The sequence below is a fragment of the Exiguobacterium sp. s149 genome, assembly GCF_018618395.1.
Taxonomy (GTDB): Bacteria; Bacillota; Bacilli; order Exiguobacteriales; family Exiguobacteriaceae; genus Exiguobacterium; species Exiguobacterium chiriqhucha.
Genome location: NZ_JACSLZ010000003.1, coordinates 244,393 through 267,200, shown reverse-complemented (window position 1 = coordinate 267,200; position 22,808 = coordinate 244,393). Strand labels below are relative to the sequence as shown.

Annotated in this window: 25 protein-coding genes; 3 read left to right on the top strand and 22 right to left on the bottom strand. The window is 53.8% G+C overall.

All coding sequences use genetic code 11. The annotated features are described in order from the left end of the window. Positions 1-123: 123 nt before the first annotated feature. From KNP81_RS06405 to glyA, 8 genes are all read right to left on the bottom strand, one after another. Positions 124-1,473 (bottom strand): glycoside hydrolase family 191 protein, encoded by a 1,350-nt coding sequence (locus KNP81_RS06405; RefSeq protein WP_214719343.1) that lies wholly within the window; start codon positions 1,471-1,473, stop codon positions 124-126. A 359-nt stretch (positions 1,474-1,832) separates the two neighbouring features. Further along, entirely contained in the window at positions 1,833-3,062 is a 1,230-nt protein-coding gene (locus KNP81_RS06400) for a hypothetical protein (protein ID WP_214719342.1), read from the bottom strand. Positions 3,063-3,190: 128 nt separating this feature from the next. Next, positions 3,191-3,919, bottom strand: a complete 729-nt coding sequence (locus KNP81_RS06395) for a hypothetical protein (RefSeq protein WP_251129001.1) — start codon at positions 3,917-3,919, stop codon at positions 3,191-3,193. Positions 3,920-4,035: 116 nt separating this feature from the next. Beyond that, on the bottom strand, positions 4,036-5,274 hold the full coding sequence (locus KNP81_RS06390) for a sensor histidine kinase (protein WP_214719340.1): 1,239 nt from the start codon (positions 5,272-5,274) through the stop codon (positions 4,036-4,038). Position 5,275: 1 nt separating this feature from the next. Next, positions 5,276-5,953 (bottom strand): response regulator transcription factor, encoded by a 678-nt coding sequence (locus KNP81_RS06385; RefSeq protein WP_214719339.1) that lies wholly within the window; start codon positions 5,951-5,953, stop codon positions 5,276-5,278. 72 nt (positions 5,954-6,025) lie between these two features. Continuing rightward, positions 6,026-6,295 carry a hypothetical protein gene (locus KNP81_RS06380; RefSeq protein WP_214719338.1) on the bottom strand — a complete coding sequence of 90 codons (270 nt, stop codon included), beginning with the start codon at positions 6,293-6,295 and terminating at the stop codon, positions 6,026-6,028. 108 nt (positions 6,296-6,403) lie between these two features. After that, a complete protein-coding gene (locus KNP81_RS06375) occupies positions 6,404-7,330 on the bottom strand; it encodes a hypothetical protein (RefSeq protein ID WP_214719337.1) in 927 nt (308 codons plus the stop codon). 3 nt (positions 7,331-7,333) lie between these two features. Continuing rightward, positions 7,334-8,587 (bottom strand): serine hydroxymethyltransferase, encoded by a 1,254-nt coding sequence (gene glyA / locus KNP81_RS06370; protein ID WP_058764822.1) that lies wholly within the window; start codon positions 8,585-8,587, stop codon positions 7,334-7,336. A gap of 128 nt (positions 8,588-8,715) precedes the next feature. Here glyA and KNP81_RS06365 point away from each other — a divergent pair, with 128 nt between their 5' ends. Further along, complete coding sequence (locus KNP81_RS06365; protein ID WP_214719335.1) at positions 8,716-9,501, top strand: alpha/beta hydrolase; 786 nt, start codon at positions 8,716-8,718, stop codon at positions 9,499-9,501. A gap of 35 nt (positions 9,502-9,536) precedes the next feature. Here the strand turns inward: KNP81_RS06365 and KNP81_RS06360 are convergent, their stop codons facing one another. The 9 genes from KNP81_RS06360 to rho all read right to left on the bottom strand — a co-directional run bounded on the left by KNP81_RS06360 (position 9,537) and on the right by rho (position 16,456). Continuing rightward, positions 9,537-10,079: a TIGR01440 family protein gene (locus tag KNP81_RS06360; protein WP_214719333.1), complete on the bottom strand. Its 543-nt coding sequence runs from the start codon at positions 10,077-10,079 to the stop codon at positions 9,537-9,539. Continuing rightward, complete coding sequence (gene rpiB, locus KNP81_RS06355) at positions 10,076-10,516, bottom strand: ribose 5-phosphate isomerase B (protein WP_021066115.1); 441 nt, start codon at positions 10,514-10,516, stop codon at positions 10,076-10,078. Before rpiB ends, KNP81_RS06360 begins: the two co-directional genes overlap by 4 nt. 4 nt (positions 10,517-10,520) lie before the next feature. Next, on the bottom strand, positions 10,521-11,015 hold the full coding sequence (locus tag KNP81_RS06350) for a low molecular weight protein arginine phosphatase (RefSeq protein ID WP_251128999.1): 495 nt from the start codon (positions 11,013-11,015) through the stop codon (positions 10,521-10,523). A 40-nt stretch (positions 11,016-11,055) separates the two neighbouring features. Beyond that, positions 11,056-12,054 carry an L-threonylcarbamoyladenylate synthase gene (locus KNP81_RS06345; RefSeq protein ID WP_214719329.1) on the bottom strand — a complete coding sequence of 333 codons (999 nt, stop codon included), beginning with the start codon at positions 12,052-12,054 and terminating at the stop codon, positions 11,056-11,058. Continuing rightward, positions 12,020-12,892 carry a peptide chain release factor N(5)-glutamine methyltransferase gene (gene prmC, locus KNP81_RS06340; protein WP_214719386.1) on the bottom strand — a complete coding sequence of 291 codons (873 nt, stop codon included), beginning with the start codon at positions 12,890-12,892 and terminating at the stop codon, positions 12,020-12,022. Before prmC ends, KNP81_RS06345 begins: the two co-directional genes overlap by 35 nt. Beyond that, positions 12,892-13,962: a peptide chain release factor 1 gene (prfA, locus tag KNP81_RS06335; RefSeq protein WP_214719327.1), complete on the bottom strand. Its 1,071-nt coding sequence runs from the start codon at positions 13,960-13,962 to the stop codon at positions 12,892-12,894. The genes prmC and prfA overlap by 1 nt, the downstream gene beginning before the upstream one ends. A 79-nt stretch (positions 13,963-14,041) precedes the next feature. Continuing rightward, a complete protein-coding gene (locus tag KNP81_RS06330) occupies positions 14,042-14,653 on the bottom strand; it encodes a thymidine kinase (protein WP_214719325.1) in 612 nt (203 codons plus the stop codon). A 137-nt stretch (positions 14,654-14,790) separates the two neighbouring features. After that, on the bottom strand, positions 14,791-15,033 hold the full coding sequence (locus tag KNP81_RS06325) for a type B 50S ribosomal protein L31 (protein ID WP_021066109.1): 243 nt from the start codon (positions 15,031-15,033) through the stop codon (positions 14,791-14,793). A gap of 82 nt (positions 15,034-15,115) precedes the next feature. Continuing rightward, positions 15,116-16,456: a transcription termination factor Rho gene (rho, locus tag KNP81_RS06320; protein ID WP_021066108.1), complete on the bottom strand. Its 1,341-nt coding sequence runs from the start codon at positions 16,454-16,456 to the stop codon at positions 15,116-15,118. A gap of 378 nt (positions 16,457-16,834) precedes the next feature. Between rho and KNP81_RS06315 the strand changes: the two genes are divergently transcribed. Together KNP81_RS06315 and KNP81_RS06310 are read left to right on the top strand one after the other, a co-directional pair. Continuing rightward, entirely contained in the window at positions 16,835-17,533 is a 699-nt protein-coding gene (locus KNP81_RS06315) for a C40 family peptidase (protein ID WP_214719323.1), read from the top strand. A 131-nt stretch (positions 17,534-17,664) separates the two neighbouring features. Then, a complete protein-coding gene (locus KNP81_RS06310) occupies positions 17,665-18,063 on the top strand; it encodes a hypothetical protein (RefSeq protein WP_131471447.1) in 399 nt (132 codons plus the stop codon). 10 nt (positions 18,064-18,073) lie between these two features. Here KNP81_RS06310 and KNP81_RS06305 read toward each other — a convergent pair whose 3' ends face one another. The 5 genes from KNP81_RS06305 to fsa form a co-directional block, all read right to left on the bottom strand. Then, positions 18,074-18,844: an ABC transporter permease gene (locus KNP81_RS06305; RefSeq protein ID WP_214719321.1), complete on the bottom strand. Its 771-nt coding sequence runs from the start codon at positions 18,842-18,844 to the stop codon at positions 18,074-18,076. Next, positions 18,834-19,760 (bottom strand): ATP-binding cassette domain-containing protein, encoded by a 927-nt coding sequence (locus tag KNP81_RS06300; protein ID WP_214719319.1) that lies wholly within the window; start codon positions 19,758-19,760, stop codon positions 18,834-18,836. Before KNP81_RS06300 ends, KNP81_RS06305 begins: the two co-directional genes overlap by 11 nt. A 101-nt stretch (positions 19,761-19,861) precedes the next feature. Then, a complete protein-coding gene (gene glpX, locus KNP81_RS06295; protein WP_029594665.1) occupies positions 19,862-20,830 on the bottom strand; it encodes a class II fructose-bisphosphatase in 969 nt (322 codons plus the stop codon). A gap of 16 nt (positions 20,831-20,846) precedes the next feature. Beyond that, positions 20,847-22,100, bottom strand: a complete 1,254-nt coding sequence (gene murA, locus KNP81_RS06290; RefSeq protein ID WP_214719317.1) for a UDP-N-acetylglucosamine 1-carboxyvinyltransferase — start codon at positions 22,098-22,100, stop codon at positions 20,847-20,849. Between the two features lie 26 nt (positions 22,101-22,126). Further along, a complete protein-coding gene (fsa, locus tag KNP81_RS06285; RefSeq protein WP_214719316.1) occupies positions 22,127-22,777 on the bottom strand; it encodes a fructose-6-phosphate aldolase in 651 nt (216 codons plus the stop codon). Between the last annotated feature and the right edge of the window lie 31 nt (positions 22,778-22,808).

Below are 22,808 nucleotides of genomic sequence, written 5' to 3'. Positions count from 1 at the left end.
ATCTCTCTTGAGCATTGTACCCTAACTTTTCTGAGAAAGGTAGGGTCAACTTCTGTTTTTTAAGAGGTCAGACGAAACCCGAAGGAACGAAATCGATCCCTCGGAGTTCAGGTGACACATGGTTTAGAATTTGAAGAAATTTAAGAAACCGGCCGTCTTGTGTTTCACTTTTCCGCACATGTTTCCTTTGGCGGCGTGATGGTCGTTAGACGAGCTGTGCTTGCCGGCATGCTTTTTAGCATGTTTTTTGGCATGCTTTTTCGCCTTCTTCTTCTCTTTTTTGTCTTTCTTCTCTTGCTTCCAGTCAGCTTTTTCTTTTTGTTTCGACTCGGTCGGTTTGTCCGTCGAGGCATCTGCTTTCGGAGCTGAGACTGGCTTTGTGACAGGCTTTGTCGCCGTTTCTGTTACAGGCTTCGTCGTTGTCGTCGCAGCCGGTTTCGTTGCTGTCGTTGTAGTTGGCTTCGTTGCAGTCGTTGTAGCTGGCTTCGTCGTTGTCGTTTCAGCTGGCTTCGTCGTTGTCGTTGTAGCCGGTTTCGTTGCTGTCGTTGTAGTTGGCTTCGTTGCAGTCGTTGTAGCTGGCTTCGTTGCAGTCGTTGTAGCTGGCTTCGTCGTTGTCGTCGCAGCTGGCTTCGTCGTTGTCGTTTCAGCTGGCTTCGTCGTCGGTGCTACTGCGACCGGTGCCGGCGTCGTATCCTGTGTACGCGTCACGAGACCTGCGTTCCAGTTCACGTAAGCATCCGCTTCGTGGAAATGGATGAACCCAGAATCTTTGGCGAGCTTGTGGCTTTCCGCGCTAAGACGTGTCGAAATCGTGAGCGTCTTGACCGAATGCTTCGCGTCGACTGCTTGTAATTTCTTAATCATGTTTTGTGACCAAGCGTCGCTCTTGATCGTGTCGGCGTTGAAACTCTCCCACATGATGCCGTCAACGTAAGGTGCCGTTGACGTTTCTAACGTGTCAAAGCCCCAGTTTTGGACCATGGCGATCTCACCATAGCGGGCCCGTGCTTGCTTCAAGAAGTTGACGAGTCCGTCACGTTGCTGTTTGAGCACGGTAGGATTGTTCAAATGTTCGTTATCGATATCACCGACCGTATCCATGAACACGCCATCGATGCCTTTGGCGACGACTTGGTTCTGGATTTCCGTGAGGAGCAACCCTTGGAAGTGCGGTGAGGCGATGTTCGTCAAGTATGAATCCCATTCCGAGTAATGGACACGTTGTCCGTTACGCGTAAAGAAGTCACCTGACTGAAGTTTTGACATGAGACCTGTGTTCCATGTCGCGACTTCCATGACGCTAATATATCCGAGTACTTTTGTCCCGCGTGCTTTGATTTGCTCCACTTGCGCTTTCGTGTAATGAAGCGGTTCAATAATGACGAGGTCATAGTTTTGCATATCTTTCAAAATCGCTGCCGTTGGATGGCCATAATACACTTGATAGTTCTTCACACCGTCGAGTGGGTTCATGGTTTGTGCCCCCGTTTTAGACATGTTCAGACTAACAATCAACAACACTACCATTAGAGACATAATTAACTTTTTCAATTTCACTACCCATTCCTCTCCTGATGACTGACAAAACGTGGTGACGGACGATGATGGTTGAATGGAGTTGTGTCTCGTGGCTCCCCCTTTTCTTATATTCAAATGACGAGAAGGTTAGTGCTGTGTGTTTTATGGATGTATCGGATTCGTGTATGTAATGTTGAACCTTCGCAAAAAAAATTATAGGATAGTTTTTTACGAAAACATAGTGTCAATTTGAAAACAAAAACCCGTCTCACGACATGAAAGTGTCATGAAACGGGAAAAAAATAGTTTTTAGCTTATATGTAAGTGTCCAGTAATTCCTCTAATTCCAGTTGATCAATCAAATAAACCCGCTTCGTCTCGACGTCCATCAGTTGAAGGGTATCTTTCTCTTCCTCGATCCAAACGTCGAACCGTTGCTCGGTCAACTGCTCATATAACGCGAGCGTTCCCCGGCGTTCGCCCGTCGGTGCGGCAGTCGTCGTCTTCACGCGGGACAACAGTTCGAACAGTTCACGCGTATTCGGGCCACCAAGATGAGCCGTCTTCGTCTCCGTCTCGTATGTCGCCAAACGCATCGCATCTTTTTGCTCCGATGTGATCGTCAATTCACCGGCGCCTGGCCGTTGGACGGCCCCCCATACCTCAATCACGGTATCATAACGAGTCGATAAGACGGCAGAGTCCTGCTCCGAGACGTCTTCGATCGGCTCATCTGCGAGCACGATTCGCTTCAAGAGCCGCCGTCCTTCGGCATCTAAATTAAAGACGGCTTCCATCGAGTCGATTTGCACGTACTCACCCGAAAGCGAACTAGGTAACACGGTTCGGTCCCGCGCCTGTTCTGTACCCATCTGGAGCGTAATCCGTTGATCGGCCAACTGGGTCAAGAACGCCACGCCTTCATTCTTACCGCTCTCGAAGACGAACAGTCCCGGCTCAATAAACTGTCCCGTCTCGGCACCGTCTTTATAGACGTGATAGGTGACATGAAGCGCGCCACGGTCCGGTGTGTGGTACCGGAATACCGAACCGGGAACAATCGTCTCATGCGTCTCGTTGACCGCGAAGGCGCGCGCCACGGTCGTGACGTCTGGTTCAGGAATGAACGATAGCGTGTTGCCGACATCGACCTCCCTCGGTTCTGACCCCGCCGCGGACTCGAACGCCTCAATGGCATCGGTACGGAAGACGCGCTCATTTTGTTCGTTGCTGTTCAAACAAGAGACGTAACGCTCGTCCCCGCTCCGCCAATATTTGACGGTCTTACTACCTAATTCGTCATAGAAGGGGTGGCGGAATGTGATAGCCGCCAATTCGGCCCGACGCGTCGGCAACACGTCTGTCGGTTGCCGCTCACAGTAATTCAACAATCGCGTCTTCAACGCAGACGTCAACGGAATGTCTCGGTCTTGTTGAATTGCATACGTCGACAGCGGTCGTAAATTGAGCGCATTGATTTCATTCGCTCCGCAGCCACTTAATAGTACGGCAGCCAAACTTATCAGACCAATTGCGTTTTTCATCCCGCCCCCTCCTTTCACATTTATTTGGATTGAATCGCCTAAATTTTTCTTTTTCACCTTATCATACAATAATAATTATTGACCTAGTTAGAAGATTAAACAAAAAATGCCACTTTCGTGGCATTTTTTTAGTCGTCGTCGCGCTCATCATCTTGATCATCGTCACGGTCGTCATCTTGGTCGTCATCATTTTGATTGTCGTTTTGATCATCTTGATTGTCTTGGTCATCCCGGTCATCGTCACGTTCAATCTCTTTCACTTGCTGTTGAAGGTTCAACTCGAGTTTGACACGGTCACCGGCTTTTGGCGCCTCGTCGTCAAGCTCGTAGCGGCTCGCGAGTTTAAACGTCTCTGACTCGCCGTCACGTTCGATTGTCACGTCACGGTCCGACAGGCTGACGAACGTGCCATAGATGTCGAAGTCGTCACTTTCACGGTCGACTTCCTTCACTTCCTCGTTTTGATTGAATTCCAATTTGACACGGTCCCCTGCTTTCGGTGTGTCGTCGTCAATCTCATGACGGGCCGCGAGCGGATACGTCGATTCTTTACCGCTGAAGCTGATCGTCACATCACGATCCGATAAGCTGACGAGGGTACCATACAATTTATAATCATCGTCATCGACCGAACGGACCGGCGTATCGTTCGATGCTGATCCTTCTGACGAAGTGGCTGCTTCTTGACTCGCATCATCTTGCGCATCGTCTGCGGCATCATCGGTTCCGCTGTTCACGCTATCGACCGCGCGTGGAACGATGACCGTGTCCGTCTTGTCGTTCGCGACATACAACCCGATTCCGGCGACGGCTAGTACCGCCAACCCGACTCCTAAAATCCATCCGATTAATTTCATGATGCTTCCTCCTCGTTTCATGTGGTGAACTTGTTCTACATCTTCATCATAGAACGGTGACCTTAGAGCACCACGAGGATTCCATTAGAAAATGATGAGAATCTGCGAAAGTTTTGTCATTTTGTGACGTAGAAGACGCTGCCGTCCGGCGCGTTCGCATAACTGCCGACCGTCCACCCGTTCAAGTCCGCCACTTCCTTGGCGATGGCGAGACCAAGTCCGCTGCCGCTCCGGTCCCGTGCCTCATCGAGTCGATAGAACCGGTCAAATAACCGTGCCCGGTCCTCCTCCTTGAGCGCCGTCCCATGGTCGCGTACTTCGATGCGGTCCGGCGTCATCGTCACGCGTGTGTCAGTCGCATACTTCAAGCTGTTATCGATGAAGATGACGACGAGCCGTTGCAACGAATCGCGATGACCGTGCCACTCCCCCATCGCCTCGATCGGAACATGGATACCGTGCGATCGTTCGAACCGTTCGGTCAATTGTTCGGCCAGCTCAGTCAATCCGATCGCCTCGGTCTCCACTTCTTTGAGCGAAGAGAATCGGCTCAGTTCGAGCATCGGTTCAATCAAGTCCTCGCGCATTTGCCGCGATTCGGTCAAAATGTGGTCGATGGCCTCGTCACGAACGGCCGGGTCGCTCTGTCCCCAGCGCCGGAGCAGTTTGGCGTACCCTTCGATGACGGTGAGCGGCGTCTTCAGTTCATGTGAAACATCGGCGACGAAGCGTCGCTGTTGCTCCATCGATCCTTCGACCCGGGCAATCATCTGGTTGAAGCCGGTCGCGAGCGTCGAGACCTCGTCTCGGTTCGTCCCGACATCGATTGTTTCGAGCGTACCCGACTCGGTGATCCGTTCCATCGTCGACTCGAGACGGCGGAGTGGATCGAGCCCTTGCCTGACGATCCATAGGCTACCGAGGAACGTCATCGCCACCGCAATCAAGAAGATGACGAGAAAAATCGTGGCGAGCGTCTGGAGCGTCTCGCTCACGGCCGCGTCTTGAAACGCGTAGCCGAGCCCGTTCGACGTCGCGATGACGAACCAATCATCGACGAGCGCCGGTTCTCCAAAGTTGACGGGAAAACGCAAACTCTCTTCGGCCTGTCCGCCGATGATGCCCCAATCGCCGTTCGCTTGCCGTTCGAGCACGACACTGTCCTCGTGCAACGACAAGACGGCTTGTTGGTTCCGCTCGTCTTCCTCGAGCAAGCTGAGTGCCTGGCGCAAGACATCATAGCGGGCGTCGACGATCTGTTGACGCGAGACGAGCCAGGCTACACCGAACGAGGTGATCAGGAGGAACAACATGAACCCCGCCATCGCCAAGGCAATCTTCGTCCGTAGCTTCATCTTATTCACCACGCTTCAACATATAGCCGACGCCTCGGACCGTCTGAATCCAAGAACCCCCGAGTTTCTTCCGGACATAGCGGACGTACACATCGACGACGTTCGTGTCCCCGTAATAATCGAAGCCCCAGACGTGCTCGACGAGTTGGTCGCGTGTGAGCACGCGTTCGGGATGTTCGAGCAGATAGACGAGCAAGTCGAACTCACGTCGGGTCAAGTCGACTTTTTGCCCCTCGCAGATCACTTCATGGCGATTGACGTCGACGGTCAGCCCTTCATAAGATAAGACCCGTTCGCTCGTATCGATTTGGACGTGTTGCCGCATCCGTAAGAACGCCCGAATCCGCGCGAGCAACTCTTCCATCTCGAACGGTTTCGTGATGTAATCGTCGGCCCCGAGGTCGAGACCGCTCACTTTGTCGTAGCGGTCCCCGCGTGCCGTCACCATCAATACCGGGAGGAGCGGTTGCTCTTCTTTGACGCGGCGCACGACTTCAAGTCCGCTCATCTGTGGCAGCATGACATCGAGCAACATCAGGTCAATCCCACCGGTGAGCGCCCGGTCGAGCCCAGCCTGCCCGTCATGGGCGACCTCGACTTCGTAACCGGCATGCATGAGTTCAAGTTCAAGTAATCTGGCAATTTTAGCATCGTCTTCAACGACGAGAATCGTAGGCATTCCATTCATCCTTTCTTAAAAAAAACGCCGAGCAGTCCGCCCGACGCATCATTCTAAGTGTTCCCGGATTCCTCAGTCAAAAAACGGACGAACTGCCTCTGGAATCGCTTGTTCGATGCGCAATTCGAGTGAATCGCCCATCCGGTCAAACGTCGTTTCAATCCCTTCCGCCTGAAACGCCAAATCAGTCCCGACTTGAGCGATTTGGTCGAGCCAGGCGTTACCGGTCAAGGTGAATAATAAGAACCCGGCGACACCTGCCGACATGAGTGTCAATGCGAGCGCACCGACGGCCACTCCTCGAATCAATCTTCCAATCTTTCCTCTGCTAGTTGAGCGCATATGTCCCTCTCCCTTATCCTTTTTCTTTACTGTACGGGAGCGAGCTGAGAAAGAGCGGTGAAATTGATTAGAATTTGATGAGAAAAAGGTCACAGCACGGCTGCGACCTCATTCTTCCTCGAGCACCGATTTGGCAATCGGGGCCCAATACGTCCCGTCCATGGCGGCGACTTCGGCGAGCGTCGTCCGGTATGTGTCGTCCCCGGCCTTCTTCTCGGCGATGCCTTTCATCCATAAGACGTCCGCCTTATATCCCGACTCTGGATACGTGTCGACATAGGCGGCATAATCGGCGATCTCTGCTTCGCCAAGCTTGTTGTCGACGAGCAACCGATAAAACCCGACGGCCTGTTCCTGACCGGCTTTCGCCTTGCCGATGAGGAGCGCATCGGCTTCCTCGTACTGTTTGTCCGAGACGAGCGTTTCGACTTCGCCGAGCGGGATGACTTCCGGTGCCTCAGGAGCTTCGGTCGTCTCGTCCTCGGTTTGGAGCGCCTTGTTCGCTTCCTCGAGTCGAGCAACTTCTTGCTCGAGCTCTTCTAACCGTTTCGCGAGCGCCTCGTCCTCCGTCACCGTTTCGACCCGTTCGTTTGATGCGGTCGGCGTCACGGGCGGCGGCTCCGAATCCGGCCAAAAGATGAGTGCGACCAGACCGAGACCAACGACGAGCGGTAGACCGAGCCACGATTTGTTCCATTTGAAGGCGTTACGCCAAGCCGACAAGTCCGCATGACCGGTGACAGCCGGCGAGAACGAACGAAAGCGGCGCTTGGCCGCCTTCTTTCCGTTCGCCTTCACTTCGAGCGCAAGCCCGAGCCGATGAAACGCCGCCGGCACTTTCATTCCGAGAAGCGGTACAATCCGTTCACTTGCCTCGATATAATACCCGTGGTCGAGTAACGTCGTCACGACCCCGAACTCGTTCGCGACGAGGCGAAACGTCGGGTCATGCTCGCCTTTTCGGACGAGCCATTCCGTCATATCGATGAGCGGCAGTTCCGCAAGTTCCCGATCTGCGAGTGTCCGTACGTCCATTCGTCAGCCTCGTTCAGGATAGAGCGAGAACTTCGACGTCAACGCGCGGACTGCTTCGTGCGCTTCCGCGAGCACTGCTTCATCTTCATGGTTCGTCAAGACGCGTCCGATCAAGCGAGCGACTTCACGCATATCGTCTTCTTTCAATCCGCGCGTCGTCATCGCGGCCGTCCCGAGACGAATCCCGCTCGTGACGAACGGTGATGCCGGATCGAATGGAATCGTGTTCTTGTTGACCGTGATGCCGGCTGCGTCGAGCGCATGCTCGGCCGCTTTCCCGGTGATGTCGATGCCGCGGAGGTCGACGAGGAGAAGGTGGTTATCCGTACCGCCCGATACGATGCGGAGCCCTTCCTCTTCTAGCCCTTGCGCGAGCACCTGTGCATTCTTGATGACTTGTGCCTGATACTCTTTGAACTCAGGTTGGAGCGCTTCCCCGAACGCCACGGCCTTCGCCGCGATGACGTGCATGAGCGGACCACCTTGAATCCCTGGGAAAATCGACTTGTCGATCGCCTTGGCGAACTCTTCTTTACAGAGAATCATGCCGCCGCGTGGACCGCGAAGCGTCTTGTGCGTCGTCGTCGTCACGAAATGCGCGTGCTCGACTGGGTTCGGATGAAGACCGGCCGCGACGAGACCGGCGATGTGGGCCATGTCGACCATGAGGTAGGCATCGACGCTATCGGCGATTTCACGGAACTTAGCGAAGTCGATCGTCCGCGGGTACGCCGAGGCACCAGCGACGATGAGTTTTGGTTTATGTTCTTTCGCGAGGGCTGCGACAACGTCATAATCGATGTGTTCTGTCTCTTTGTCCACACCGTATTCGACGAAATTGTACTGAACGCCTGAGAAGTTGACCGGACTTCCGTGCGTCAAATGGCCACCGTGCGACAAGTTCATGCCGAGCACCGTGTCACCGGCTTCAAGGACTGTGAAATAAACGGCCATGTTCGCTTGGGCACCCGAGTGCGGCTGAACGTTGGCGTGTTCTGCACCGAACAGCTCCTTGGCGCGGTCGCGGGCCAAGTTCTCGGCCACGTCGACAAACTCACAACCACCGTAGTAACGACGGCCTGGATAACCTTCCGCGTACTTGTTCGTGAGCACGCCGCCTTGCGCTTCCATGACTGCTTCTGAGACAAAATTCTCCGAGGCAATGAGTTCGATGTTCTCGCGTTGGCGACCGAGCTCGTGTTGCATCGCTTCAAACAATTCCGCATCCTGTACTTTCAACTTCGTCGTGTTTACCATGTTGAAACCCCCTCTGAATGTCTAAAATCAACACCCCCATCGTAACATATGCTTCTTTTTTTGGGTATCGTCTAATCCACGGGCAAGTCGGGTATCATATGAAAGAAGACGATCAGAGGAGGCTACTTATGATTGAGACAAAACAAATTACCATCACCCCGTTCGAGCGCGAGCGGACGATTCGGATTTATACGCCGGCCGATTACGACTCGACGGACAAACGTTATCCCGTGCTCTATATGCATGACGGACAGAACGTGTTCGCCGACGAGGACGCGAGCTATAAGATGAGCTGGCGCGCCGGTGAGTATATGGACGCTTCGAAGCGCGACATCATCATCGTCGGCATCGACAGCGCCCCCGGCGAGATGCGGCTCGACGAGTACGGTCCGTGGGAGAACCCGTACATCGGCGAGAGCTTGCTCGGTCAAGACGTGACGCTCGGCGGACAAGGATCAGCCTACATTGAATACATCTCACAAGAGTTGAAGCCGATGATTGACGCGAACTATCGGACGAAGCCGGACGAGACGGCGATGATGGGCAGCTCAATGGGCGGCTTGATTTCGATTTACGCCGCTTGCGTCTATCCCGACGTCTTCAAGCGCGTGGCTTCATTGTCCTCGGCGTTCTGGTTCAACCAGACCGAGCTCGAGCAATTGATTGACGCGAGTGATTTGAACGGCGTCGAACGTCTGTATATGGACGTCGGCCGCAAAGAAGTCGAACAGCCGTCAGCGGACGGTCCGACGAACGAGATGTATCTCGAGTCGAGCGAGCGTGTCTACGCCCTGCTGCGCGACAAGGTCGAACATATCCGCTTCGAGGTCATCGAGGAAGGTGTCCATAACGAGCTCGCTTGGCGCAATCGGTTCCCGATGGTCATCTCATATTTGTTCAGTGAAGAGTTATAACGCAAAAGAAAGCCGGTCGCGCAGACCGGCTTTCTTTATTTTGCTGGATAGTGGGCCCGTGGGCCGCCAATCAATTTCGGTCGCGTGATGGCGAACGTAACGTACGCCTCACCGAGCTGCTTCGCCGACAACCGGACCGGGATTGCGACCGGCTTCAAATGCATGCCGATCAGCGTCGATCCGATATCGATGCCGGCGTCCGCTTGAATCGCTTCGACGACGCACGGGGCGTCGAAACGCTCGTACGCCTTCTCGGCCATCGCCCCGCCCGCCGCGCGGACCGGGACGACCGTCACTTCCGTCAACCCGAACTGTTTCAAGGTCCGTCGCTCGATCGTAAGGGCGCGATTGATATGTTCGCACCCTTGAAAGGCGAGATGGACGCCGGTCTTGTCCCGAAACGCAAGGAACGCCTCGATCAAATCCGACGCCACATCAATCGAACCCGCTTTCCCGATCGTCTTGCCGACGACCTCGCTCGTCGAACAACCGATGACGAGCATCTTTTCCTCATCTAACGGAAACCGTTCATGCAACTCCGTCAATAAGTTCAAAAGCTCCGCCTTCATCGTCGTCACTTCGTTTCGTAAGCGCTCATCTTGTCGACACGGTTCGAGTGGCGTCCGCCTTCGAAGTCCGTATCGAGCCATGTCGCCACTAAGTCGAGTGCAAGACCCGGTCCGATGACGCGCTCGCCCATCGTCATGATGTTCGAATCGTTATGTTGACGCGTCGCTTTCGCGCTGAACGAGTCGTGCACGAGTGCCGCCCGAATGCCTTTCACTTTGTTGGCGGCAATGCCGATGCCGATTCCAGTCCCGCAAATCAAAATGCCACGGTCGAACTCGCCGGCCGCGACTGCTTCGGCGACTGGAATAGCTACGTCCGGATAATCGATTGACTCGGCCGAGTGTGTCCCGAAGTCCTTATACTCGTGTCCAAGCTCTTCCAATAATCCGATGATGTCTTTCTTCAAATTGAATCCGCCATGATCGGCGCCGATTGCGATTTTCATTCCGTCATTCCCCCGTCTTCTTTGGTAGGCGTCTCGGTGGTTTCGTCACCTTTGACCCGTCATTCGTCAATTTTAGCACAAGTCGATTCACGAGTGGTTCGAGTTCGTTTCGGACTTGGCGGTAGACGTTCATCGACCCTCCGAACGGGTCGTTAATATCGCGCTCGAGTCCCGTGACGAACTCATATAATGTGAATGTGCGATCGGTCAAATCCGGATACGTGTCCCGAATCTGTTCACGATGCGCCCGTGTCATCGTCAAGATGACGTCCGACCAGCGTCCGAGGACGTCGTCAAACGTTTGCGTCACGTGCTCGAGCTCAATTCCTCGTTCACGCAACACTTGGAGTGCATTTTCTGATGCGTCAAACCCTTGCATCGTCCGAAGCCCGGCTGAACGAATATCGAACTCGTCCCCCGTCACTTTCGAACGGAGCAGGGCCATCGCCATCGGGCTTCGGCATGTGTTCCCACTACATATGAATAATACGCGTTTCATCGACATCGCGTGATCCTCCTCTATGTCCTTAAGCCTCTTCCTATGGACGGATGACTTTACCGCCAGCCGCCTTGTAGAGGCGGTTATAAACGGCAAGAGCGACTCCCGTCGGTTCAATCCGATTCACGTAAATCTCTTCTACATCCGTCTCATCAAATTTACGCAACGCCTCGTATAGACGCTGGGCCGCCGTCTCCATCGAAGTGCCGAGAGAGAGGGTGACGTCAGCCGGGGTCGTCGCTTCATCGAACACGAGTGCGCCAACTCGCTTGCCCGCTTCCTGCCGCGCCATGACGACACGGACGAGGTCTTCACGTCCCCCTTCGACTAAATACAGGGGTGCGCTCGGGGCGTAATGGGTGTACTTCATTCCTGGTGATCGTGGCGCAGCTGTTTCATCGCTCAAGTTGGCATCGAGAATGACCGGGCCAATAACCGTTTCAATCGCTTCTTTCGTCACGCCGCCCGGACGTAAAATCGTCGCCGGTTCTGCCGTGCAATCGATTACGGTCGACTCGACGCCGATGCCTGTCGGTCCCCCATCCATAATACCCGCGATCCGACCGGTCAAATCATCTGCAACGTGCCGGGCCGACGTCGGTGATGGACGTCCCGAACGGTTCGCACTTGGTGCTGCCAGTCCAAGACCGGACGTGCGGATCAAGTCAAGTGCGGCCGGATGGTCCGGCATCCGCAATCCAATCGAATCCAGACCAGCCGTCACGAGTGACGATGCCCGACCGTTCGACGGTAAGATGATGGTCAAGGCACCGGGCCAAAACGCTTCCATCAAGCGTCTCGCGACCGGCGGGATGGTTTGCGCGAAATGTTCGGCCTGTTCGACCGTAGCGACGTGGACGATGAGCGGGTTATCCGACGGTCTTCCTTTCGCCTCAAAAATCTTTTTGATGGCGACATCGTTCGTCGCATCTCCGGCGAGTCCGTAGACAGTCTCCGTCGGGATGGCAATCACCTCGCCAGCCTTCAAGAGACGTACCCCTTCCTCAACTTCTGTCGGCTTGATCCATTTCGTTTCCATGCGCAATCCCTTCCCTTACGGCGTAGACGATTCGGTCTTTGCCGTTTATATCTTTTAAAATACCCGTTTCTGCTTCAGGATAACGTTCGGACAGGTACGATTTCACAACTTGTCCTTGATTATACCCGATTTCAAATGCAATCAATTGCCAATCGGCACACAGGACGCGCATCGAGTCGGCAATAATCGTTCGATAAAAGTCGAGCCCGTCCGCTCCGCCGAACAAGGCGAGGTGTGGCTCATAGCCCGCAACCGTCTCATCGAGCAGTTCGTCCGCCTCGATATAAGGTGGATTCGAGACGAGAATACGAATCGAGTCGTCGGCAATCGGCGCGAGGCAATCTCCTTCATAGAAAGACACATCCGCCCCGAGCGCGGCTGCATTACGCTCGGCGACAGCGATTGCTTCCCGGGAAATATCGACCGTTTTGACACGGACACCGAGCTCGAGACTGAGTGTGATGGCGATTGCGCCGCTGCCCGTTCCAATATCGACGATGTCATCGTCGGAGACATTATGCACATGCTCGACGACCCATTCAATCAATTCTTCCGTTTCCGGACGCGGAATCAAGACGTCACGATTGACCTCGAACATCCGTCCATAAAACGGGGCATGACCAATCAAGTGTTGGACCGGCTCACCTGCCAAGAGACGCTCAAACCCGGCGTCAAACGACTTCGCCTCGTCCGTCGTCAATTCATCAGACAAACGGATGAGCAGTCCCGTCCGATCGACGTCAAGGACGTGCATGAGCCACCACTCCGCCATCGAGGCATCACGATTAGCGGCCTCGAGCTCCCGTTCCGCTTGTTTCAGCTTCGCCGCGATTCGCATCAATCGACATCCTCCATCAGACGGGCCTGTTCGTCCATGACGAGGGCGTCGATGATATCTTCAAGTTCCCCCGCGAGGACGCGGTCAAGCTTTTGGAGCGTCAGCCCGATGCGGTGATCGGTCACACGGCTCTGCGGAAAGTTATATGTCCGAATCCGCTCCGAGCGGTCTCCCGTCCCGACGGCCGACTTGCGTTGTGCCGACAGTTCTTGAAGGTGTTCACTCTGCATCTTGTCATACAGGCGGGCCCGGAGCACTTTAAGTGCCTTATCTTTGTTTTTATGTTGTGACTTCTCGTCTTGACACGAGACGACGAGCCCCGATGGGATGTGCGTCAAGCGCACGGCCGATTGGGTCGTGTTGACCGACTGGCCGCCCGGTCCCGATGATGTGAACGTGTCGACACGGACGTCTTTCATATCGATGTGCACTTCGACGTCCTCTGCTTCCGGCAACACGGCGACGGTCGCCGTCGATGTATGGATGCGTCCACCCGACTCGGTCGATGGGACACGTTGGACCCGATGCGCCCCGTTCTCAAACTTTAGTTTCGAATAAGCACCCGTCCCGTTGATGAGGAACGTCACTTCTTTGAAACCGCCGAGTTCCGTATAGTTGGCGTCAATCAACTCTGCCTTCCAGTTCTGGCGCTCGGCGAAGCGCGTGTACATTTTGTATAGGTCGACTGCGAACAGTGCCGCCTCGTCACCTCCGGCTGCCCCGCGAATCTCGACGATGACGTTCTTGTCGTCGTTCGGGTCTTTCGGTAACAGCAAGACACGTAATTTCGCCTCGAGCGCCTTCACTTCCGGCTCAAGGAGTGACATCTCTTCTTTGGCGAGCTCGCGCATGTCAGGATCAAGCGTGCGGTCCTCGAGCATCGCTTTTGCTTCTTTATACGCCGTGCTCGTCTCTTTATAGTGACGGTACGCCTGCACCGTTTCTTCGAGCTGCGACTGCTCTTTTGAATATTGTCGTAATTTATTCGCATCGCTGAGCACTTCAGGGTCAGCGAGCATCTCATTTAATTGCATATAGCGTTCTTCTAATACGCTCAAACGGTCAAACATGATGATCCGTCCTTTCTCCGTCAAATCGAACTGTCTTCATTATAGCAAAAAACGAACCGCCAAGGGCGGTCCGTTGACGTCAGTCGGCCACTGTATGGCGGACTGGCCGTGGTTTATTCGGGACGTCATGGCAATGACGGCAACGCGGTTCGTACGACTCGGAAGCGCCGACCAAGATGATCGGGTCCTCGAAACGGGCAGGCTCTCCGTCAATCAATCGTTGCGTCCGAGAAGCTGGCGCTCCGCATGATAGACAGATGGCCTGCAGCTTCGTGACGAACTCTGCACGCGACAACAGCTCTGGCATCATCGTGAACGGCTCACCTCGGAAGTCCATATCGAGGCCGGCGCAGATGACACGTTTGTCTTCTGACGCCAATTGCTCGATGACGTCGACGATCCCTTCGTCGAAAAACTGAACCTCGTCGATGGCGATGACTTGCGTCTCTTCACGCACCGCATCGTATAAATCTTGACTCGATTGAATCGGCACAGCCACGACTGAGTTGCCGCTGTGGGAGACGACGTTCTCTTCATGATACCGGTCGTCGATTGCCGGTTTGAACACTTGGACAGGGATTTTCCCGTAGTGCGCCCGACGGACACGGCGGATCAGTTCCTCCGATTTCCCAGAAAACATACTCCCACAAATCACTTCTATCCAACCGTAACGGTTCGTCACATGCATCATTCTACTTCGCCCTCTCCTTGGTTAATCGCTTCCCGATTATACCCATCTTTTTCTTGAAGAAAAAGGGTTGACTTCTATCTAGAAAAAATAAAAACCGCCAAGGGCAATCCCTAGGCGGTGTGCATACAAGTTGACGATTAACGTTGGTACTTCTTGTTGAAGCGCTCGATACGACCGTCCGCAGATGCGAATTTCTGGCGACCTGTGTAGAACGGGTGCGAATCAGAAGATACATCGACACGGATGAGTGGGTATTCGTTACCATCTTCCATCGTGATTGTCTCGTTAGAGTAACGAGTCGAACCAGAGATGAATTTGAACTCAGTCGTCGAGTCCATGAATACGACTTTACGGTATTCTGGGTGGATTCCTTGTTTCATTGCTTTTCAACTCCTTCTGCCCTAAGTATTCTTTCAACCTAGAGAAAGTTCACTAGAATATAATAGCACCCGGTTCAAGGATTTACAAGTCCGTTTTCGTTTTTTTCACCGGGCGTCGACTCTTTTTCTTATCGGCTTCAAGCGCCGCAAAAAAGTCGAGGTTCGTTTTCGTTTCGCGGACCCGGCGCAAGAACTGATCGACGAAGTCTGGCGACTCGTTCATCGTGCGACGAATCGTCCAAAGCGAGTCGAGTTCACCTTTGCCGAGCAGCAATTCTTCCTTGCGCGTTCCCGAACGACGAATGTCGATGGCCGGGAAAATCCGACGTTCCGCCAGTTTGCGGTCGAGGTGCAGCTCCATGTTGCCCGTTCCTTTGAATTCTTCATAGATGACGTCATCCATGCGCGAACCCGTATCGACGAGTGCCGTGCCGAGAATCGTCAAACTGCCACCGTCCTCGATATTACGGGCCGCCCCGAAGAACTTCTTCGGTTTATGGAACGCGGCCGGGTCAATCCCGCCGGAGAGCGTCCGTCCGCTCGGCGGGACGGACAAGTTGTACGCCCGCGTCAGACGCGTGATCGAGTCGAGCAAGATGACCACGTCTTTCTTATGTTCGACGAGGCGCATCGCCCGTTCGAGAACGAGCTCCGAGATGCGAGCATGGTTCTCCGGTGTCTCGTCAAACGTCGAGTAGGCGACGTCTGCGCCAGGCACCGAACGTTGGATATCCGTCACTTCTTCCGGCCGCTCATCAATCAACAGAATAATCAACTCGACGTTCGGATGGTTCGTCGTGATCGAATTGGCAATCTCTTTTAAGAGGGACGTCTTCCCTGCCTTCGGCGGCGCGACAATCAATCCTCGCTGCCCGAAGCCGACGGGAGCAATCATGTCCATGACGCGGACCGACAAATGGTTCGGCTCCGTCTCGAGAACCATCTGTTGTTCCGGATAAATCGGAGTGAGCGCCGGGAAGTAGTCTCGGTTGCGCGTCGAGTCCGTCGTCTCGCCGTTGACCGCCTCGACGCTGAGAAGCCCTTGGAACCGTTCATTCTCTTTCGGCTTCCGGACTTTCCCCGTCACGAGGTCGCCGTTGCGGAGATTGAAGCGGCGGATTTGCGACGCCGCGATATAAATGTCTTCAGACGATTGCGAGTAATTGATGGGGCGTAGGAAGCCAAAACCGCCATCGTTTTGCGACTGTGGGTTAGGCGGAATAATCTCTAGGATTCCTTCGAGGAAATAAAGATCTTTTGATTCTGCCTGTGATTTCAATATCCGGAACATGAGCTCACGTTTACGAGCCTCTCGATATTGAGGCACGTTCACTTCTTTCGCAATCTCATATAACTCTTTCAACGTCTTCGTCTCGAGTTCCCGAAGCGTGTAGTTTTTAGCCGGTTCAGTCGTTTGACTCATTCAAGTCACCTGTCTTTCATGATTCTATATTTCAAAAGTAAACGTTCATTCCTCATTCATCTAATCACACTTCAGTCAAACCGTCACTGTTTGAAAAACGGCTTCATGTCAGTCTATTCCCCTGTTGTTGAAAACATAACAACCTTTTTACTATGTATGTAACAAATAAGTCTCTATTCTCGCATATTGTTTCAAATATGTTACAAGAAAACTGTTTTTGTCTTGTGATTGAAAAATGCCATCGGTCTTGCGCATGATATAGTTTATTTGCACAGGAAACCGGGTAATATCCGCAACTTGTGCTCTAATCTTGTTAACACACATCGATCATATACAGCCACTTAGGGTTTTATTTTAAAAAACGGAGGGAAATATACTATGTTAAAGCGTTTCGCATCTATCATCGTCGCTGCCACTCTCGCTTTCTCGGGTCTTGCTTTCACAACAGGTGAACAAGCAGAAGCCGCTTCTGGAAAATCTGTTTATTCAAAAGTGAATGGCTTGAACATCCGTACAGCACCATCGCTTAAATCGAAAGTATCGGCATCTATGAATAAAGGCCAACGCTATACATACCTCGGTAAAGTTGGTTCGTTCTACAAAATCAACTATAAAGGGACTCACCGTTATATCTCTGCTTCTTCGGCTTACACGTATTTGAAAGCAAATACAGCAACGGCTACTAAAAAAGCATCAGCACCTTCGGCTTCAAACGCTCGTACAAAGCTCGTCGCTGAGTCGAAGAAGTATCTTGGAACACCGTACCGTTACGGCGGAACGACAACTTCTGGTTTTGACTGCTCAGGTTACACAGGTCACGTTTACAAGAAAGCCATCAACAAATCGATTCCGCGTGATTCTCGTTCGCAATACGCAAACTCGAAAAAAGTATCGAAGTCAGCTATTCAAGCCGGCGACCTCGTCTTTTTCTCACACAATGGACGCACGATCCAACACGTTGGAATGGCACTCAGCAAAACACAAATGATCAACTCTGAAACAGGCGGCGTGAAATACGCGAGCTTCACATCAGGTTACTGGGCACCACGTTATGTCGGTGCAGGATCATACCTCTAATTTAAACGACCAAACGACCCGGTTCATAGGAACTGGGTCGTTTTTTTTGCGTTCGTTCATCTTCCGTTCATCTTCCGTTCATATGGCTTCGTTACGATAAAGCCATCACGTTGAAGGAGTTGTTCTATGCCATGGAAAAGATTTGGAGTCTTCGCTTAATTCGCCTCGCCGCGCTGTTCGGTGTCATCGGGACTGCGCTCGGGTCGCATATGTCGGGCGCCGGCAGTTATGCCTTTCGTCCGATCCACGCCCATATTCTGCTCGCCGGTTGGTTATCGGTTTTCGCCTGGGGAGTCTTCTATCGCTTATATGCGGTCCGTAACCAACTGCTCGTCACGATTCACGGGTGGACGGCCGTCATCGGATCAATCGGATTGACGAGCGGGATGTGGTTCTACACGATGAACCCGTTCCAATGGAATGAGACCGTCACCCTTGTGTATTTCATCGTCGGGGGCACAGTCTCGTTAATCAGTTTTATTCTCTTTTTGATTGTGACGTTTATGATCGACCAGGACGAGCGGGGCTGAACCCCGTTCGTCATTTTTGTTTCAAGGCACCGCGTGCGTTCGTCGCCGCGAACACGACCATGATGACGCTCATCGCCCCGGCGACGGCAAGTCCGGCCGATAACGCGCTCCAGTCGATCGTCGGTTGCGTCAATACGGCACGCATCCCTTCAAAGATGTACGTCGTCGGATTGAACGTCGCCGCTACTTTGAGCCATTCTGCCTCAATCAACTCTTTCGGGACGAACGTCGTCGACAAGAAGATGAGCGGGAAGAATAAAAGGGTCCCGGCTTGTGCAGCTTGAGCGTTCCGTGTCTTTAACGCTACACCGACCGAGTAACCAGCAAAACCAAGGCCGAATCCGATGGCAAGCAGCACCGTGAACAAGAAGCCAGGCAGACCGACCGGAATCGACAAACCGAGCAAGAACGCCACCCCGAAAATGAGGAGCGTCTGGACGAGCAGTTGCAACATCCCGGCAATCATCGGGCCGAGCACAATCGCCGTCCGCGTCGCGGGAGTCAGAAGCAAGCGGGCGAAGTAACCTCTCTCGATATCCCGGACGAGTGCTTGTCCCGTCCCCCCGGCCCCACCGACCGCCCCGGACACGATGGAGACTGGCAAGATGAAGTTCAAATAGGCGCTCCCATCAAACTGAGGAAGCGACGCGACGCTCGACAATCCGCTCGTGTAAACGAGTAAGAAGAAGACGGAAATAATCAAGTTCGGGATGAACGAAAATGGATTCCGAATCGTCGTAATGAGGCTTCGTTTCGTGAAGAGCCATGTCTCAGTCCACATCGGGCACACTTCCTTCATATGACTCACCGGTCACTTTCAAAAAGACGTCATCGAGCGACGGTTGCTTCACGGTCAGACGTTCCGGTTGAAGCGACCGTTCATCGAGCTGGCGCACGACTTCCATCAGCGTATGATTGACGAGCTCGAACGCCACGTGTTGCCCGGTCGCCGTATGACCGAACAACGCAGCGGCTGCAGATGCTTCTTGATCGCTGCGGAACGTCATCGCAATCGTCTCGCCGCCGACGAGTCGTTTCAACGCTTCCGCTGTCCCTTCGCTGACGATTTTTCCATGATTAATGATGGCAATCCGGTCGGCCAGTTCGTCCGCCTCTTCTAAGTACTGGGTCGTCAAAAAAATCGTCGTGCCGAACTCCTCGTTGAGCCGTCTTACCTCGTTCCAAATCTCGATGCGGCTCGCCGGGTCGAGCCCGGTCGTCGGTTCATCTAAAAACAAGACGGTCGGTCGATGGACGAGCGTGAGTGCCAAATCGAGCCGACGCCGCATCCCGCCCGAATATGTGCCGCTTCTCCGGTCGGCCGCTTCTGTGAGCGAGACGACACGGAGCAGTTCCTCGGCGCGCTTCTCCGCCTCTTGTTTCGTCATCTTGAACAACCGGCCTTGCAAGACGAGCAGTTCCCGGCCGGTCAACACTTTGTCGATGCCGGTCTCTTGCAGGGCGACGCCAATCGACAGGCGGACGTCTTTCTCTTGTTTGACGACATCAAATCCGTTCACCCGTGCTTTTCCCTCGGTCGGCCTGACAAGCGTCGTCAACATTTGCACGGTCGTCGACTTGCCAGCCCCGTTTGGTCCAAGGAAAGCGAAAATCTCTCCTTTCTGGACCGAGAACGAAATCCCATCGACGGCCGCCACGTCCCCGAACGTTTTGACGAGCGATTCCACTTCGATCATTTGTATACACCTCCTGACTCTCTATTCCCGTTCTAACGCATAATAAATATGTAGGAACACATCAAAAAAGCTGTGGACGCAATGTCCACAGCTCGAGAGAATTAAGGTTTCATGACCATTTTCGGTTTTTTCTTCAATGAGTGGATGCCTTCGACGAAGCGGACCGTTCCTGACTTAGCTCGCATGACGACCGAGTGCGTCTGACCACCTTGTCCGGTGAACTGGACGCCGCGGAGGAGTTCCCCGTCCGTCACACCCGTCGCTGCGAAGATGCAATCTTCACCTTTGACGAGGTCGTCTAACAGCAAAATCCGGCCCGTATCGGCGATGCCCATGTCTTGGCAACGTTTCTCTTGGGCCTCGTCTTCAGGAAGCAGGCGACCTTGGAAGTCACCGCCGAGACACTTCATCGCGACGGCCGCGATGACGCCTTCCGGCGCACCGCCAGAGCCGAGCAATAAATCGACGCCCGTTTTCGGGAACGCCGTATTGATGGCTGCGGCCACGTCTCCGTCGGGAATCAACTTGATGCGGGCACCTGTCGCTCGGACACGTTGAATCATCTCTTCGTGACGATCACGATGTAAAATCGTGACGACGACGTCTTCGACGTTCTTGTTCTTCGCCTTGGCGACGATGGCGATATTCTCTTCAATCGAGTTGTCGAGACTAATCAATCCGGCCGCTTCCGGACCGACGGCAATCTTGTCCATATACATGTCCGGCGCGTGAAGAAGGTCACCGGCGTCAGCGACAGCGAGAACGGCAAGCGCTCCCCACGTTCCCGTCGCGACGATGCTCGTCCCTTCGAGTGGATCGACAGCGACGTCGAGGCGTGAGCCATAGCCGTTCCCGACTTTTTCACCGATATAGAGCATCGGTGCCTCATCCATCTCGCCTTCCCCGATGACAACGACCCCTTTCATCGGAATCGTATCAAACACTTCACGCATCGCGGTCGTCGCCGCATCGTCCGCCTCTTCTTTCAAGCCTTTACCCATCCAACGAGCCGAAGATAGCGCTGCCGCTTCTGTGACTCGGACCAATTCCATTGATAAACTACGTTCCACCCGAATTCTCCCCTTTTTACTCGGACACCTCATCGACCCAGACGAGCGCGCCGAGTTGTTTTAGTTTGCCGACGAAATCGACATATGAATCGTTCAATTTTTCCGCATGGATCACCGTGGATTCGCCGTTCGCTTGAAGCCCAGCTAAGGTGAGGGCTGCCCCACTCCGTGCGTCTGCACATTCCATTTCCGCATTGGCGAGCGTTGTCCCGCCGCGAATGACGGCCGAAGCATCCTCGAGCGTGATCTGTGCGTTCATGCGCCGCATTTCCGCGATATGGCGGAACCGTTGGGCGTACAGCTTGTCGGTGACGATACTCGTCCCATCCGCTTTCAACAGTGCGGCCGACATGATCGGCTGCAGGTCGGTCGGATACCCCGAATAGTGAAAGACACGGATATCAATCGGTTTAAAGGCGTTCGCCCGCACCGTGATCGTCTCTTCCCCGACTTCGACATCAGCCCCGTAATCCAGTAGTTTTTGAATGACACCTTCTAAGTGCGTCGGAATGACGTTGCGTACCGTCACTTCGCCTGCGACCGCGCCATAAATCATGAACGTCCCAGCCTCTAACCGATCGGGAATGAGCGTGTGTGTACAGCCGTGGAGCTTGTCGACCCCTTTGATGCGAATCTCGTCGGTGCCCGCCCCGATGACGTGGGCCCCCATCGAAGTGAGCATCGTCGCGACGTCGACGATTTCCGGGTCGATGGCCGCGTTCTCGATGACGGTCGTCCCATAAGCGAGCACGGCCGCGAGCATGGCGCTCACTGTCGCCCCGAACGAACGGAGATCGAGATAAATTCGATTTCCTTCCAGCTTTTCGGCGTTCACATGATAAAGTCCCGACTCGTTCTCGACTTTAATGCCGAGACGTTCGAGTGCTTTCAAATGTAAATCGATCGGTCGTGGACCAATCGCATATCCACCGGGAAGCCCGACGGCTCCTTTCCCAAAACGAGCCGCAAACACCCCGAGCAAATAGACAGCGGCTCGGACTTTACGCGTCTCTGAGCCGAGCAGCGGCATGGCGACGGCATCTTTCGCATGAAGCGTCATCCGCTCCCCGTCCCGTTCAATCGCGACGCCGAGTTCTTGTAATAGACTGAGCATCACTTCGACGTCCTCAATGACGGGGACGTTCTCAATCGTCACCGGTTCTTCCGTCAAAAGTGCTGCGACGAGACAAGGCAAGGCGCTCTGTTTGGCACCGCTAATGTCAACTGTTCCTTCAAGTTTTTGCTGTCCTACGATATGGAGAATTTCCACGAAGATCAAACCTTTCTGCGACAAACTTATTTGGATTGAGCGTTGTTCCAATCCGCTAAGAATTGCTCGATCCCTTTGTCAGTGAGCGGATGTTTCATCATCTGTTCGATGACTTTGTATGGTACCGTGGCGATGTCGGCTCCAAGGAGAGCCGCCTTCGTCGCGTGGACCGGATGGCGAACGGAAGCTGCGATGATTTCTGTATCGATGCCATGGATGGCAAAGATATCGGCAATCGTCTCGACGAGGTCGAGACCATCTTGACCGATATCATCCAAACGACCGATGAATGGTGAGACGTATGACGCGCCGGCCCGAGCCGCGAGTAGCGCTTGGTTGGCGTTAAAGATGAGCGTCACGTTCGTCTTGATGCCGAGCTGTGAAAACGTATTGACCGCTTCCATCCCTGCTGGCGTCATCGGTACCTTGACAGTAATATTCGGCGCGATGGCCGCAAGTTCCTTTCCTTCTTCCACCATACCCGCTGCGTCAAGCGCAATAACTTCCGCGCTGACTGAGAGATCCCCGACGATCTCACAGATTTCGCGTAGCCGTGTATGGAAATCGACGCCTTCTTTGGCGACGAGCGATGGATTCGTCGTCACTCCCCCGATGACGCCCATCTGATGAGCTTTCTTGATGTCTTCCACGTTTGCCGTATCAATGAAAAAACGCATGTACAATTCCTCCTCGAATGGTGTTGTGATC